Origin of the sequence: Escherichia sp. E10V10 (assembly GCF_004211985.1) — a bacterium.
In the GTDB taxonomy this organism is placed as follows: domain Bacteria; phylum Pseudomonadota; class Gammaproteobacteria; order Enterobacterales; family Enterobacteriaceae; genus Escherichia.
On sequence record NZ_RHJO01000003.1, the window covers coordinates 246881 to 262509 of the forward strand.

At 53.1% G+C, this 15629-nt stretch carries 15 protein-coding genes; 12 read left to right on the forward strand and 3 right to left on the reverse strand.

Annotated elements, in window-relative coordinates; all coding sequences use genetic code 11:
• The first annotated feature begins 164 nt into the window (after positions 1-164).
• The 4 genes from gcvT to D9736_RS07660 all read left to right on the forward strand — a co-directional run bounded on the left by gcvT (position 165) and on the right by D9736_RS07660 (position 5641).
• Positions 165-1259, forward strand: a complete 1095-nt coding sequence (gene gcvT, locus D9736_RS07645; protein ID WP_130258055.1) for a glycine cleavage system aminomethyltransferase GcvT — start codon at positions 165-167, stop codon at positions 1257-1259.
• A gap of 23 nt (positions 1260-1282) precedes the next feature.
• Entirely contained in the window at positions 1283-1672 is a 390-nt protein-coding gene (gcvH, locus tag D9736_RS07650; protein ID WP_001295377.1) for a glycine cleavage system protein GcvH, read from the forward strand.
• Positions 1673-1790: 118 nt separating this feature from the next.
• Positions 1791-4664 carry an aminomethyl-transferring glycine dehydrogenase gene (gene gcvP / locus D9736_RS07655; RefSeq protein ID WP_130258056.1) on the forward strand — a complete coding sequence of 958 codons (2874 nt, stop codon included), beginning with the start codon at positions 1791-1793 and terminating at the stop codon, positions 4662-4664.
• A gap of 233 nt (positions 4665-4897) precedes the next feature.
• The gene (locus D9736_RS07660; RefSeq protein WP_130217962.1) at positions 4898-5641 is read left to right on the forward strand and encodes an SDR family oxidoreductase; all 744 of its coding nucleotides are present in this window, start codon (positions 4898-4900) and stop codon (positions 5639-5641) included.
• 56 nt (positions 5642-5697) lie between these two features.
• Here the strand turns inward: D9736_RS07660 and bglA are convergent, their stop codons facing one another.
• Entirely contained in the window at positions 5698-7131 is a 1434-nt protein-coding gene (gene bglA, locus D9736_RS07665; RefSeq protein ID WP_165383148.1) for a 6-phospho-beta-glucosidase BglA, read from the reverse strand.
• A gap of 44 nt (positions 7132-7175) precedes the next feature.
• Between bglA and yqfB the strand changes: the two genes are divergently transcribed.
• Positions 7176-7487 (forward strand): N(4)-acetylcytidine aminohydrolase, encoded by a 312-nt coding sequence (gene yqfB / locus D9736_RS07670; protein WP_130217958.1) that lies wholly within the window; start codon positions 7176-7178, stop codon positions 7485-7487.
• Between the two features lie 163 nt (positions 7488-7650).
• On the forward strand, positions 7651-8310 hold the full coding sequence (locus D9736_RS07675) for a hemolysin III family protein (RefSeq protein WP_130217956.1): 660 nt from the start codon (positions 7651-7653) through the stop codon (positions 8308-8310).
• Positions 8311-8505: 195 nt separating this feature from the next.
• Here the strand turns inward: D9736_RS07675 and ygfZ are convergent, their stop codons facing one another.
• Entirely contained in the window at positions 8506-9486 is a 981-nt protein-coding gene (ygfZ, locus tag D9736_RS07680; protein WP_130258058.1) for a tRNA-modifying protein YgfZ, read from the reverse strand.
• Positions 9487-9737: 251 nt separating this feature from the next.
• Here ygfZ and sdhE point away from each other — a divergent pair, with 251 nt between their 5' ends.
• Both sdhE and D9736_RS07690 read left to right on the forward strand, forming a co-directional pair.
• The gene (gene sdhE / locus D9736_RS07685) at positions 9738-10004 is read left to right on the forward strand and encodes an FAD assembly factor SdhE (RefSeq protein ID WP_000354046.1); all 267 of its coding nucleotides are present in this window, start codon (positions 9738-9740) and stop codon (positions 10002-10004) included.
• Positions 9985-10392, forward strand: coding sequence for a protein YgfX (locus tag D9736_RS07690; protein ID WP_130258059.1), 408 nt, complete (start codon positions 9985-9987; stop codon positions 10390-10392). Before sdhE ends, D9736_RS07690 begins: the two co-directional genes overlap by 20 nt.
• Positions 10393-10431: 39 nt before the next feature.
• On the opposite strand, the gene fldB is transcribed toward D9736_RS07690, so the two are convergent.
• A complete protein-coding gene (gene fldB, locus D9736_RS07695; protein WP_130217948.1) occupies positions 10432-10953 on the reverse strand; it encodes a flavodoxin FldB in 522 nt (173 codons plus the stop codon).
• Positions 10954-11064: 111 nt separating this feature from the next.
• On the opposite strand from fldB, the gene xerD reads away from it, so the two are divergent.
• From xerD to prfB, 4 genes are all read left to right on the forward strand, one after another.
• Entirely contained in the window at positions 11065-11961 is an 897-nt protein-coding gene (xerD, locus tag D9736_RS07700) for a site-specific tyrosine recombinase XerD (RefSeq protein WP_064529792.1), read from the forward strand.
• A gap of 24 nt (positions 11962-11985) precedes the next feature.
• Entirely contained in the window at positions 11986-12696 is a 711-nt protein-coding gene (dsbC, locus tag D9736_RS07705; RefSeq protein ID WP_130207826.1) for a bifunctional protein-disulfide isomerase/oxidoreductase DsbC, read from the forward strand.
• Between the two features lie 5 nt (positions 12697-12701).
• On the forward strand, positions 12702-14435 hold the full coding sequence (gene recJ / locus D9736_RS07710) for a single-stranded-DNA-specific exonuclease RecJ (RefSeq protein ID WP_130217944.1): 1734 nt from the start codon (positions 12702-12704) through the stop codon (positions 14433-14435).
• Between the two features lie 90 nt (positions 14436-14525).
• A protein-coding gene (gene prfB / locus D9736_RS07715; RefSeq protein ID WP_096179399.1) for a peptide chain release factor 2 occupies positions 14526-15624 on the forward strand; the annotation gives its coding sequence in 2 pieces (ribosomal slippage) (positions 14526-14600 and positions 14602-15624; 1098 coding nt in all).
• Positions 15625-15629: the final 5 nt, after the last annotated feature.

Below are 15629 nucleotides of genomic sequence, written 5' to 3' on the forward strand. Positions count from 1 at the left end.
ATGTGATGATCAATTTTTCCTTATGGTTAACCGTCTGTTTCGGTGGTAAGTTCAGGGAAAAGAGAACGATTGCGTTGGGGACCGGGAGTGGCTCCAGTGCTGGGTTTCGTGGTGACAATTTCACCACGAAAAGTTGTCAGCCCCGCTTATTCAATGAGGACAAGATGGCACAACAGACTCCTTTGTACGAACAACACACGCTTTGCGGCGCTCGCATGGTGGATTTCCACGGCTGGATGATGCCGCTGCATTACGGTTCGCAAATCGACGAACATCATGGGGTACGTACCGATGCCGGAATGTTTGATGTGTCGCATATGACCATCGTCGATCTCCGCGGCAGCCGCACCCGGGAGTTTCTGCGTTATCTGCTGGCGAACGATGTGGCGAAGCTCACCAAAAGCGGCAAAGCCCTTTACTCGGGGATGTTGAATGCCTCTGGCGGTGTGATAGATGACCTCATCGTCTACTACTTCACTGAAGATTTCTTCCGCCTCGTTGTTAACTCCGCCACCCGCGAAAAAGACCTCTCCTGGATTACCCAACACGCTGAACCTTTCGGCATCGAAATTACCGTTCGTGATGACCTTTCCATGATTGCCGTACAAGGGCCGAATGCGCAGGCAAAAGCTGCCACACTGTTTAATGATGCCCAGCGTCAGGCAGTGGAAGGGATGAAACCGTTCTTTGGCGTGCAGGCGGGCGATCTGTTTATTGCCACCACCGGTTATACCGGTGAAGCGGGTTATGAAATTGCGCTGCCCAATGAAAAAGCGGCCGATTTCTGGCGCGCGCTGGTGGAAGCGGGCGTTAAGCCATGCGGCCTGGGCGCGCGTGACACGCTGCGTCTGGAAGCGGGCATGAATCTTTATGGTCAGGAGATGGACGAAACCATTTCTCCTTTAGCCGCCAACATGGGCTGGACTATCGCCTGGGAACCGGCAGATCGTGACTTTATCGGTCGTGAAGCTCTGGAAGCGCAGCGTGAACATGGCACAGAAAAACTGGTTGGTCTGGTGATGACCGAAAAAGGCGTGCTGCGTAATGAACTGCCGGTACGTTTTACCGATGCGCAGGGCAACCAGCATGAAGGCATTATCACCAGCGGTACTTTCTCCCCGACGCTGGGTTACAGCATTGCGCTGGCACGCGTGCCGGAAGGTATTGGTGAAACAGCGATTGTGCAAATTCGCAACCGTGAAATGCCGGTTAAAGTGACGAAACCTGTTTTTGTGCGTAACGGCAAAGCCGTCGCGTGATTTACTTTTTTGGAGATTGATTGATGAGCAACGTACCAGCAGAACTGAAATACAGCAAAGAACACGAATGGCTGCGTAAAGAAGCCGACGGCACTTACACCGTTGGCATCACCGAGCACGCGCAGGAGCTGTTAGGCGATATGGTGTTTGTTGACCTGCCGGAAGTCGGCGCAACGGTTAGCGCGGGCGATGACTGCGCGGTTGCCGAATCAGTAAAAGCGGCGTCAGACATTTATGCGCCAGTAAGCGGTGAAATCGTGGCGGTAAACGACGCACTGAGCGATTCCCCGGAACTGGTGAACAGCGAACCGTATGCAGGCGGCTGGATCTTTAAAATCAAAGCCAGCGATGAAAGCGAACTGGAATCACTGCTGGATGCGACCGCATACGAAGCACTGTTAGAAGACGAGTAACGGCTTTAATCCTCTTCTGCGGGAGAGGATCAGGGTGAGGGAAATTTACGCCTCACCCTCACTCTCTTCGCAAGGAGAGAGGTTCACAATTCACTGCACGTTTCAGGAACCATCGCTCATGACACAGACGTTAAGCCAGCTTGAAAATAGCGGCGCTTTTATTGAACGCCATATCGGACCGGACGCCGCGCAACAGCAAGAAATGCTGAATGCCGTTGGCGCACAATCGTTAAACGCGCTGACCGGCCAGATTGTACCGAAAGATATTCAGCTTGCGACCCCGCCGCAGGTTGGCGCACCGGCGACCGAATACGCCGCGCTGGCGGAACTCAAGGCTATTGCCAGTCGCAATAAACGCTTCACGTCTTACATCGGCATGGGTTACACCGCCGTGCAGTTACCGCCGGTTATCCTGCGTAACATGCTGGAAAATCCGGGCTGGTATACCGCGTATACTCCGTATCAACCTGAAGTCTCGCAGGGCCGCCTTGAGGCACTGCTCAATTTCCAGCAGGTAACGCTGGATTTAACCGGGCTGGATATGGCCTCTGCTTCTCTTCTTGACGAAGCCACCGCTGCCGCCGAAGCAATGGCGATGGCGAAACGCGTCAGCAAACTGAAAAATGCCAACCGCTTCTTCGTGGCTTCCGATGTGCATCCGCAAACGCTGGATGTGGTCCGTACTCGTGCCGAAACCTTTGGTTTTGAAGTGATTGTCGATGATGCGCAAAAAGTGCTCGACCATCAGGACGTCTTCGGCGTGCTGTTACAGCAGGTTGGCACTACCGGTGAAATTCACGACTACACTGCGCTTATCAGCGAACTGAAATCACGCAAAATTGTGGTCAGCGTTGCCGCTGATATTATGGCGCTGGTGCTGTTAACTGCGCCGGGTAAACAGGGCGCGGATATTGTTTTTGGTTCGGCGCAACGCTTTGGCGTACCGATGGGTTACGGTGGCCCACACGCGGCATTCTTTGCGGCGAAAGACGAATACAAACGCTCAATGCCAGGCCGTATTATCGGTGTATCGAAAGATGCAGCTGGCAATACCGCGCTGCGCATGGCGATGCAGACTCGCGAGCAACATATTCGTCGTGAGAAAGCGAACTCCAACATTTGTACTTCCCAGGTGCTGCTGGCAAACATCGCCAGCCTGTATGCCGTTTATCACGGTCCGGTTGGCCTGAAACGTATCGCTAACCGCATTCACCGTCTGACCGATATCCTGGCGGCGGGCCTGCAACAAAAAGGTCTGAAGCTGCGCCATGCGCACTATTTCGACACTTTGTGTGTGGAAGTGGCCGACAAAGCGGGCGTCCTGGCGCGTGCCGAAGCGGCTGAAATCAACCTGCGTAGCGATATTCTGAACGCGGTGGGGATCACCCTTGATGAAACAACCACGCGCGAAAACGTAATGCAGCTTTTCAGCGTGCTGCTGGGCGATAACCACGGGCTGGAGATCGACACGCTGGACAAAGACGTGGCTCACGACAGCCGCTCTATTCAGCCTGCGATGCTGCGCGACGACGAAATCCTCACCCATCCGGTGTTTAATCGCTACCACAGCGAAACCGAAATGATGCGCTATATGCACTCGCTGGAGCGTAAAGATCTGGCGCTGAATCAGGCGATGATCCCGCTGGGTTCCTGCACCATGAAACTGAACGCCGCCGCCGAGATGATCCCAATCACCTGGCCGGAATTTGCAGAACTGCACCCGTTCTGCCCGCCGGAACAGGCCGAAGGTTATCAGCAGATGATTGCGCAGCTGGCTGACTGGCTGGTGAAACTGACCGGTTACGACGCCGTCTGTATGCAGCCGAACTCTGGCGCACAGGGCGAATACGCGGGCCTGCTGGCGATTCGTCATTATCATGAAAGCCGCAACGAAGGGCATCGCGATATCTGCCTGATCCCGGCTTCTGCGCACGGAACTAACCCCGCTTCTGCACATATGGCAGGAATGCAGGTGGTGGTTGTGGCGTGTGATAAAAACGGCAACATCGATCTGACTGATCTGCGCGCGAAAGCGGAACAGGCGGGCGATAACCTCTCCTGTATCATGGTGACCTATCCTTCCACCCACGGCGTGTATGAAGAAACGATCCGTGAAGTGTGTGAAGTCGTGCATCAGTTCGGCGGTCAGGTTTACCTTGATGGCGCGAACATGAACGCCCAGGTTGGCATCACCTCGCCGGGCTTTATTGGCGCGGACGTTTCGCACCTTAACCTGCATAAAACCTTCTGCATTCCGCACGGCGGTGGCGGCCCTGGTATGGGACCGATCGGCGTGAAAGCGCATCTGGCACCGTTTGTACCGGGTCATAGCGTGGTGCAAATCGAAGGCATGTTAACCCGTCAGGGCGCGGTTTCTGCGGCACCGTTCGGTAGCGCCTCTATCCTGCCAATCAGCTGGATGTACATCCGCATGATGGGCGCAGAAGGGCTGAAAAAAGCAAGCCAGGTGGCAATTCTTAACGCCAACTATATTGCCAGCCGCCTGCAGGATGCCTTCCCGGTGCTGTATACCGGTCGCGACGGTCGCGTGGCGCACGAATGTATTCTCGATATTCGTCCGTTGAAAGACGAAACCGGCATCAGCGAGCTGGATATTGCCAAGCGCCTGATCGACTACGGTTTCCACGCGCCGACCATGTCGTTCCCGGTGGCGGGGACGCTGATGGTTGAACCGACTGAATCTGAAAGCAAAGTGGAACTGGATCGCTTTATCGACGCGATGCTGGCTATCCGCGCGGAAATCGACCAGGTGAAAGCCGGTGTCTGGCCGCTGGAAGATAACCCGCTGGTGAACGCGCCGCACATTCAGAGCGAACTGGTCGCCGAGTGGGCGCATCCGTACAGCCGTGAAGTTGCAGTATTCCCGGCAGGCGTGGCAGACAAATACTGGCCGACGGTGAAACGTCTGGATGATGTTTACGGCGACCGTAACCTGTTCTGCTCCTGCGTACCGATTAGCGAATACCAGTAATTCACTGATTCGACTATCTTCTAAAGGCGCTTCGGCGCCTTTGACACTGATGTCAAACTCAACATTGCCTGATGCACTTCGTTTATCAGGCCTACATAGTCTGTGCAATGTATTGAATTTGCACGATCTTGTAGGCAGGATAAGGCGTTCACGCCGCATCCGGCATAATAAAAGTACTTTGTCATCAATAATTTGAAAGGCGCTTTGGCGCCTTTATTTTTTGGGAAAAACAAATGGCTACAGCACTTGTGACCGGTGGCAGTCGCGGCATCGGGCGGGCAACTGCATTACTGTTGGCGCAAGAAGGGTATACGGTGGCGGTTAATTATCAACAAAACCTCCACGCGGCGCAGGAAGTGGTGAACTTAATCACGCAAGCCGGTGGCAAGGCATTTGCACTCCAGGCGGATATCAGCGACGAAAACCAGGTCGTCGCGATGTTTACAGCAATCGATCAGCACGATGAACCGCTAGCCGCGCTGGTCAATAACGCCGGGATCTTGTTTACCCAGTGCACCGTAGAAAACCTTACCGCAGAGCGAATCAACCGGGTACTTTCTACCAACGTAACGGGATATTTTCTCTGCTGCCGCGAGGCGGTAAAACGCATGGCGTTTAAAAATGGTGGCAGTGGCGGCGCTATCGTCAATGTCTCTTCGGTAGCCTCACGGTTGGGTTCGCCGGGGGAATATGTTGATTACGCGGCATCGAAAGGGGCGATTGATACGTTAACCACCGGACTATCGCTGGAAGTTGCCGCGCAGGGGATCCGCGTTAACGGCGTGCGGCCAGGGTTTATTTATACCGAAATGCACGCCAGCGGCGGTGAACCCGGACGCGTAGATCGCGTCAAGTCGAACATCCCCATGCAACGCGGTGGACAGGCGGAGGAGGTCGCGCAGGCCATCGTCTGGCTGTTAAGTGATAAAGCCTCTTATGTCACGGGAAGTTTTATCGATTTGGCGGGTGGAAAATAAAACAGGAAAGTTATCTGACCGGATGCAACGAGTATTGCATCCGGTACTTCATCGACTTAAAGCTTCTCGCCGTTGCTGGCAATTACCTCTTTGTACCAGTTAAAGCTCTTCTTACGTGAACGCGACATATCGCCAGTACCGTCGTCATGTTTATTCACATAGATAAAGCCGTAGCGTTTGCTGTACTGTCCGGTGGTGAACGACACACAGTCGATGCAGCCCCACGGGGTGTAGCCCATCAGATCTACGCCATCGTAAGTCACCGCTTTTTTCATCTCTTCGATATGGGCGCGCAGGTAATCAATGCGGTAGTCGTCGTTGATGCTGCCGTCTTCTTCCACTTTGTCGTAAGCGCCAAAACCGTTTTCGACAATAAACAGCGGCTTCTGATAACGCTCATACAATTCGCATAGTGCATAGCGCAGACCCACCGGATCAATCTGCCATCCCCAGTCCGACGCTTTAACAAATGGGTTCGGTACACTGCCTTCAAAACCAGAGATCGCATCGCCGGTGCCGCCTTCGGCCTTCACCGCGTTGGTCATGTAATAACTGAAGCCAAGATAATCGCAGGTGCCTTCGCGCAGCACATCCAGATCGCCATCTTCCATCTTGATGTTAAATCCGCGACGCTCCCACTCGTTCAACACATAGGACGGGTAATAGCCACGCAGCTGCACATCGGTAAAGACGTAGCGTTCGCGCATCGACTCCTGGGCAAACATCACATCGTCCGGGTTACAGGAGTAAGGATAGAGCGGCACCATCGCCAGCATACAGCCGACTTTCATCTCCGGGTTAATGCGACGCGCGGCTTTCACCGCCAGGGCGCTGGCGACAAACTGGTGATGCAGCACCTGATACATCGTCTCTTCCGGGTTTTCATGCTCGGTATAAACCACGCCGGAGCAGCAGTAACCGAACAGCGGCGCACGCCAGTTACGCTGGTTGTTAATTTCGTTGAAGGTCATCCAGTATTTGACTTTATGCTTATAGCGTTCAAATACCACTTCCGCGAAACGGACAAAGAAATCAACCACTTTACGGTTGGTCCAGCTACCGTATTGCTGCACCAGATGCAGCGGCATTTCAAAGTGGGAGAGGGTGATCACCGGTTCGATGTTGTATTTCAGCAGTTCATCGAACATATCATCGTAGAACTTCAGCCCTTCTTCGTTTGGCTGAGCTTCATCGCCTTTTGGAAAAATGCGTGTCCAGGCGATGGAAGTCCGAAAACATTTGAAGCCCATTTCGGCAAATAGTTTGATGTCTTCCTTGTAGTGACCATAAAAATCAACGGCTTCATGGTTCGGATAGTATTTGCCCGGCAAGACTTCTTTGGTGATTTCGCGCGGCACGCCGTGTGCGCCACCAGTCAGTACGTCACAAATACTCGGCCCTTTGCCGCCTTTGTTCCAGCCGCCTTCGACCTGATGAGCGGCTACTGCGCCGCCCCATAAGAAATCTTTCGGTAAGGTGAGTTTTTTCACTATCATAGGCTCCAAATGAGTCAATACTTACAGGAAATAGTACCATGCAGCCAAACGACATCACTTTTTTTCAACGTTTCCAGGATGACATTCTGGCTGGGCGTAAAACCATCACCATCCGCGACGAGTCTGAATCGCACTTTAAAACGGGCGATGTGCTTCGCGTCGGGCGCTTTGAAGATAACGGCTATTTTTGCACCATTGAAGTTATCGCAACTTCAACCGTAACGCTGGATACTCTCACAGAAAAACATGCACAACAGGAAAATATGACTCTGGCTGAACTGAAAACGGTCATTACCGATATCTATCCCGGTCAGACACAGTTTTATGTAATTGAATTTAAATGCCTTTAAGTTGAACTCACGCCTGTTAGTTGAAATTTGACATTTAATTTCATGATTTTTCGGAGATTACTCTCAAATCAGAATTTATTTTAGCTAACAGGTGTTCACTGGAACTATTCTCAGTTACGCTGGAGAAGTGTTCACGTGCGTGTACGTTTCTCCGGAGTAAGTTATGGTTCAGAAGCCTCTCATTAAGCAGGGATATTCGCTGGCAGAGGAAATTGCCAACAGCATCAGTCACGGCATTGGGTTGGTGTTTGGTATCGTTGGGCTGGTGTTGCTACTGGTTCAGGCGGTGGATCTTAATGCCAGCGCCACGGCGATAACCAGTTACAGCCTTTATGGCGGCAGTATGATCCTGCTGTTCCTCGCTTCGACGCTCTATCACGCAATTCCCCATCAACGGGCAAAAATGTGGCTGAAGAAATTTGACCATTGCGCAATTTACCTGTTGATTGCCGGAACCTACACGCCGTTTTTGCTGGTGGGGCTGGATTCTCCGTTAGCGCGTGGGTTGATGATTGTTATCTGGAGCCTGGCTTTGCTGGGGATTCTGTTCAAACTGACCATCGCGCACCGATTCAAAATTTTATCTCTGGTGACATATCTGGCGATGGGCTGGCTGTCGCTGGTGGTAATTTATGAAATGGCAGTTAAGCTCGCGGCGGGCAGCGTTACCTTACTGGCGGTAGGCGGAGTGGTTTACTCGCTTGGGGTGATTTTCTACGTCTGCAAACGCATCCCCTATAACCACGCCATCTGGCACGGCTTTGTGCTCGGCGGCAGTGTGTGCCATTTCCTGGCGATCTATTTGTATATTGGACAGCCGTAATGACTGTGCCTTTGTCGGCCTGAAAAGACACACAAGTGTCGCTTCAGGCATTGGAGCGCAACTGCCGGATGCGGCGTGAACGCCTTATCCAGCCTACGGGCCGCTTCCCACTTGTGAAAAAGGCACCAAGTTGAAGGCCTGATAAGACGCGCCAGCGTCGCATCAGGCAATAGATGCCCGAAGCGATACAGCGATTTACTCTTCCAGCGAATACGGCAGCGGCTCGATATGCAGTGTATTCGCATCGTCACGCACGCGGAAGATGCTGTCCGGTTCCATATCGTTATTCATGACGACCTGAACCACTACCTGACCATCTTCCAGTTTTACCGCAGCCAGCACTGTACCGGTACGACGCCAGTTTTCGCCCATTTTCAGCTCTAAGTCTTCACCAGCTGCCGGCAAACGGCTGGCGCTACCCGCCAGCAACCAGAGCGCGCGTTTGTTGGCTCCGCGGAACTTAGCTCGTGCCACCATCTCTTGCCCGGTATAGCAGCCTTTCTTAAAGCTGATACCGCCCAGCGCCTGAAGGTTAGTTGCCTGCGGGATAAACTGCCCGCTGTTAGCAGCGTCAATAACCGGGAAACCCGCTTCAATGTTTAATGCCAGCCACTGTTGGCTATTGTTCAGTTCCGCTTCACCGCGCAGTTTATCGGTCAGCATATTGGCAGTAGCTTCATCGGTTACGATCAGAAAACGTTCTGCCGGATGTTCAAACCATAGCAGTGTGGTCGCACCTTCTCTGACTACTTGTTTTTCCTTCGAAGGCATTTCTCTGAAGAGATTTTCCAGCGCGGCGCGTGCCTGAAAACCGGCAACACCGAGCAGCACGCGTTCATCGTCCGGCACGATGGTCACTTTAGAAAACACCGCATATTTTTTCAGTTCAGTCAGCTGCGAATCACGCACGCTGCGGCGTTCAATCCATGCAAAGCCGTCGCCATCGCGGAACAGACGCAAATTGCTCCACATTTTACCTTTGGCGTCGCAATGCGCGGCGAGCAAATGCTGGTCTTCTGTCATCTGGCTGACGTCTGCTGTCACCTGACCCTGCATATATTTTTCGCTGTCCGCGCCAGTAATGGTGGCAAGCGCCCAGTCATCAAGCGTCATCAGCGTCAGTGGTAAACGGGCAGAAGCCGTAGGCTGACGGGGAGGAAAAGGTGTAAAAGCCATAATGGAGTCCTGTGTAACAAACGGCGTATTAATGACTAATGGTAAAAGAGCTATGAGGCAATGCAAGTGCTTTCACTACGCGATCTGTGCCTTCTGATATGCTTTGCGAGGCGACATCCAAAAAAATGAAGCCATTGAATTGTTGCGGATTAATTTCGCGATCGCGATTGTGTTTACCGATATTCCCGCAAAAGAAGTCGAAAAACACGTTACAATAACCTGGTACTGGATTTTCGTGAGACAGGAAGAAGATGGACATTAACAACAAAGCCCGCATTCATTGGGCATGCCGCCGTGGTATGCGCGAACTCGATATTTCAATCATGCCGTTTTTCGAACATGAGTACGACAGCTTAAGTGATGACGAAAAACGCATCTTTATTCGTCTGCTGGAATGTGACGATCCGGACCTGTTCAACTGGCTGATGAATCACGGTAAACCGGCCGATGCAGAACTGGAAATGATGGTCCGACTCATCCAGACACGGAACCGGGAACGTGGTCCTGTGGCAATCTGATTTACGCGTCTCCTGGCGCGCACAGTGGCTTTCCTTGCTGATTCATGGGCTGGTTGCCGCTGTTATTTTACTCATGCCCTGGCCGCTCAGTTACACCCCGTTATGGATGGTGTTGCTTTCGCTGGTGGTGTTTGATTGCGTTCGCAGCCAGCGGCGTATTAATGCTCGTCAGGGGGAGATTCGCCTGTTGATGGACGGGCGTTTGCGTTGGCAAGGGCAGGAGTGGAGCATCGTCAAAGCGCCGTGGATGGTTAAAAGCGGCATGATGCTGCGTTTACGTTCTGACAGCGGTAAACGGCAGCATTTATGGCTGGCAGCTGACAGCATGGACGAAGCCGAATGGCGGGATTTACGGCGAATTTTGTTGCAACAAGAGACGCAAAGGTAAACATGATGGCAACGCTAATGCGCAAAGCCGTCAGTCACATCAGGCGTAATACTCTGCCATTTCGTTAAGGATTTGCTCACACCAGCTCTGAATACGCTCGTCGCTAAGGTCATACTGGTTAGTTTCATCCAGCGCCAGACCCACGAACAGCTGTCCGTCAGCAATCACCGGTTTCGGGCTGGTAAATTCATATCCTTCCGTTGGCCAGTAGCCGACGAACTTCACGCCTTTGGTCGAGAGTTTGTCATGCAGCATGCCGAGCGCATCAAGGAACCACTCGCCGTATCCCAGCTGATCGCCAAGCCCATATAACGCAACAATTTTACCGTCGAGATTCAGGTCGTCGAGCTGATCCCAGACGGCTTCCCAGTCTTCCTGGATTTCGCCAAAATCCCAGGTCGGGATACCCAGAATGAGCACATCGTACTGCTCCATTAATTTCGGGGAGTCGTCCTTGAGGTTATGTAAGGTCACCAGTTCTGGGCCGATAATATCGCGGATTTTTTCCGCCGCCATTTCGGTGTAACAGGTGCTGGAACCGTAAAAAAGACCCATATTCATAACGTAAGCTTCTCGATTCTGCTGTGGCTTTTGCGGCTAGTGTATCAGAATCGCTTTAGTCACGGCACAATAAGGCATAATGGATCAAACGAGTAACGATAAGGGGCGCAAGTGAAACAAGATCTGGCACGCATCGAGCAGTTTCTGGATGCCCTGTGGCTGGAAAAAAATCTCGCCGAAAATACGTTGAACGCATACCGTCGCGATCTGTCAATGATGGTGGAGTGGTTGCATCATCGTGGGCTGACGCTGGCAACGGCACAAAGTGACGATTTGCAGGCATTACTGGCAGAACGGCTGGAGGGCGGGTATAAAGCCACCAGTTCAGCGCGTTTGCTGAGTGCAGTGCGCCGATTGTTCCAGTATCTTTATCGCGAAAAATTTCGTGAAGACGATCCCAGTGCGCATCTGGCTTCGCCGAAATTGCCCCAGCGTTTGCCGAAAGATTTAAGCGAAGCGCAGGTTGAAAGATTATTACAGGCACCTTTAGTCGATCAGCCTCTGGAGCTTCGCGATAAAGCCATGCTCGAAGTGCTGTATGCTACCGGGCTGCGTGTCTCGGAACTGGTTGGGCTGACAATGAGCGACATTAGTCTGCGCCAGGGCGTGGTACGGGTCATTGGTAAAGGCAACAAAGAGCGTCTTGTGCCGTTAGGTGAAGAGGCGGTCTACTGGCTGGAAAACTATCTGGAACACGGGCGACCATGGCTATTGAACGGTGTGTCGATTGACGTGCTGTTTCCCAGCCAGCGCGCTCAGCAGATGACGCGCCAGACCTTTTGGCACCGCATTAAACATTATGCCGTGCTGGCGGGTATCGATAGCGAAAAGCTGTCACCGCATGTGTTGCGTCATGCCTTTGCCACTCATTTGTTAAATCATGGTGCGGACCTACGCGTGGTGCAGATGTTGTTGGGCCATAGCGATCTCTCCACCACGCAAATTTATACGCATGTCGCTACCGAGCGTCTGCGGCAACTTCATCAACAGCATCACCCACGGGCGTGATGTCTGAAAAGAACGGGAAGATTTATGAAGAAAGGTTTTATGTTGTTTACTTTGTTGGCGGCGTTTTCAGGCTTTGTTCAGGCGGATGACGCGGCAATTCAACAAACGTTAGCCAAAATGGGCATCAAAAGCAGCGATATTCAGCCCGCGCCCGTGGCTGGTATGAAGACAGTTCTGACTAACAGCGGTGTGCTGTACATCACCGATGATGGTAAACATATCATTCAGGGGCCAATGTATGACGTTAGTGGCACGGCTCCGGTCAATGTCACCAATAAGATGCTGTTAAAGCAACTGAACGCGCTTGAAAAAGATATGATTGTTTATAAAGCGCCGCAGGAAAAACACGTCATCACCGTGTTCACCGATATTACTTGTGGCTACTGCCACAAGCTGCATGAGCAGATGGCAGACTACAACGCGCTGGGGATCACCGTGCGTTATCTCGCTTTCCCGCGCCAGGGGTTGGAGAGCCAGGCTGAGCAACAAATGAAAGCCATCTGGTGTGCGAAAGATAAAAACAAAGCGTTTGATGATGTGATGGCGGGTAAAAGCGTCGCGCCAGCCAGTTGCGACGTGGATATTGCCAACCATTACGCGCTTGGCGTCCAGCTTGGCGTCAGTGGTACTCCGGCAATTGTGCTGAGCAACGGTACTCTGGTGCCGGGCTACCAGCCGCCGAAAGACATGAAAGAATTCCTCGACGAACACCAGAAAATGACCAGCGGTAAATAATTCGCGTGAAACAACAGATAAAACTTCGTCGCCGTGAAATCGATGAAACGGCAGACCTGCCTGCTGATCTGCCGCCCTTGCTGCGTCGTTTATACGCCAGCCGGGGCGTGCGTAGCGCGCAGGAACTGGAACGCGGTGTTAAAGGGATGCTGCCCTGGCAGCAACTGAGCGGCGTCGAAAAGGCCGTTGAGATCCTTTACAACGCTTTTCGCGAAGGAACGCGGATAATTGTGGTCGGAGATTTCGACGCCGATGGCGCCACCAGTACCGCCCTTAGCGTGCTGGCGATGCGTTCGCTTGGCTGCGCCAACATCGACTTCCTGGTGCCGAACCGTTTTGAAGACGGTTATGGCTTAAGTCCGGAAGTGGTTGAGCAAGCGCATGCCCGTGGCGCGCAGTTGATTGTGACGGTGGATAACGGCATTTCCTCTCACGCGGGCGTTGAACACGCTCGCACGCTGGGCATTCCGGTTATTGTTACCGATCACCATTTGCCGGGCGATACGTTACCCGCGGCGGAAGCCATTATTAACCCTAACTTGCGTGACTGCGGCTTTCCATCGAAGTCACTGGCAGGCGTAGGCGTCGCATTTTATCTGATGCTGGCGCTGCGCACCTTTTTGCGCGATCAGGGCTGGTTTGATGACCGTGGCATTGCAATCCCTAATCTGGCGGAATTGCTGGATCTGGTGGCGCTCGGGACGGTGGCGGACGTGGTGCCGCTGGATGCGAATAACCGTATCCTGACCTGGCAGGGCATGAGCCGAATCCGCGCCGGGAAGTGCCGCCCAGGGATTAAAGCGCTGCTGGAAGTGGCAAACCGCGATCCGCAAAAACTCGCCGCCAGCGATTTAGGTTTTGCGCTGGGGCCACGTCTCAATGCTGCCGGGCGACTGGATGATATGTCCGTCGGTGTGGCGCTGTTGCTGTGCGATAACATCGGCGAAGCACGTGTGCTGGCAAATGAACTCGATGCGCTAAACCAGACGCGCAAAGAGATTGAACAGGGAATGCAGGTTGAGGCGCTGACTCTGTGCGAGAAACTGGAGCGAAGTCGCGACACGCTGCCCGGCGGGCTGGCAATGTATCATCCTGAATGGCATCAGGGCGTTGTCGGTATTCTGGCTTCGCGCATCAAAGAGCGTTTTCACCGTCCGGTTATCGCCTTTGCGCCTGCGGGTGATGGTACGCTGAAAGGTTCTGGACGCTCCATTCAGGGGCTGCATATGCGCGATGCGCTGGAGCGCTTAGACACGCTCTATCCGGGCATGATGCTCAAGTTTGGCGGCCATGCGATGGCGGCAGGCCTGTCGCTGGAAGAGGATAAATTCGAACTCTTTCAACAACGGTTTGGCGAACTGGTTACTGAGTGGCTGGACCCCGCATTATTACAGGGTGAAGTCGTCTCCGACGGCCCGTTAAGCGCTGAAGAGATGACCATGGAAGTGGCGCAGCTGCTACGTGATGCTGGCCCGTGGGGGCAGATGTTCCCGGAACCACTGTTTGATGGCCATTTCCGCCTGCTGCAACAGCGGTTGGTAGGCGAGCGTCATTTGAAGGTGATGGTCGAACCGGTCGGCGGCGGTCCACTGCTGGATGGTATTGCTTTTAATGTCGATACCGCCCTCTGGCCGGATAACGGCGTGCGCGAAGTGCAACTGGCTTACAAGCTCGATATTAACGAGTTTCGCGGCAACCGCAGCCTGCAAATTATCATCGACAATATCTGGCCAATTTAGCGTCATCTTCTCTATAAAAAAGAGCGTGGATTCGGTACAATCCCGCTCTTATCACCGCATTTTGACTAGCTCAATAAAAGAAATCAGACCATGTTTGAAATTAATCCGGTAAATAATCGCATTCAGGACCTCACGGAACGCTCCGACGTTCTTAGGGGGTATCTTTGACTATGACGCCAAGAAAGAGCGTCTGGAAGAAGTAAACGCCGAGCTGGAACAGCCGGATGTCTGGAACGAACCCGAACGCGCACAGGCGCTGGGTAAAGAGCGTTCCTCCCTCGAAGCCGTTGTCGACACCCTCGACCAAATGAAACAGGGGCTGGAAGATGTTTCTGGTCTGCTGGAACTGGCTGTAGAAGCTGACGACGAAGAAACCTTTAACGAAGCCGTTGCTGAACTCGACGCCCTGGAAGAAAAACTGGCGCAGCTTGAGTTCCGCCGTATGTTCTCTGGCGAATATGACAGCGCCGACTGCTACCTCGATATTCAGGCGGGGTCTGGCGGTACGGAAGCGCAAGACTGGGCGAGCATGCTTGAGCGTATGTATCTGCGCTGGGCGGAATCGCGCGGTTTCAAAACTGAAATCATCGAAGAGTCGGAAGGTGAAGTGGCGGGTATTAAATCCGTGACTATCAAAATCTCCGGCGATTACGCTTACGGCTGGCTGCGTACAGAAACCGGCGTTCACCGCCTGGTGCGTAAGAGCCCGTTTGACTCCGGCGGTCGTCGCCACACGTCGTTCAGCTCCGCGTTTGTTTACCCGGAAGTTGATGATGATATTGATATCGAAATCAACCCGGCGGATCTGCGCATTGACGTTTATCGCGCGTCCGGCGCGGGTGGCCAGCACGTTAACCGTACCGAATCTGCGGTGCGTATTACTCACATCCCGACCGGGATCGTGACCCAGTGCCAGAACGACCGTTCCCAGCACAAGAACAAAGACCAGGCCATGAAGCAGATGAAAGCGAAGCTTTATGAACTGGAGATGCAGAAGAAGAATGCCGAGAAACAGGCGATGGAAGACACCAAGTCCGACATCGGCTGGGGCAGCCAGATTCGTTCTTATGTCCTTGATGACTCCCGCATTAAAGATCTGCGCACTGGGGTAGAAACCCGCAACACGCAGGCCGTGCTGGACGGCAGTCTGGATCAATTTATCGAAGCAAGTTTGAAAGCAGGGTTATGAGGAAC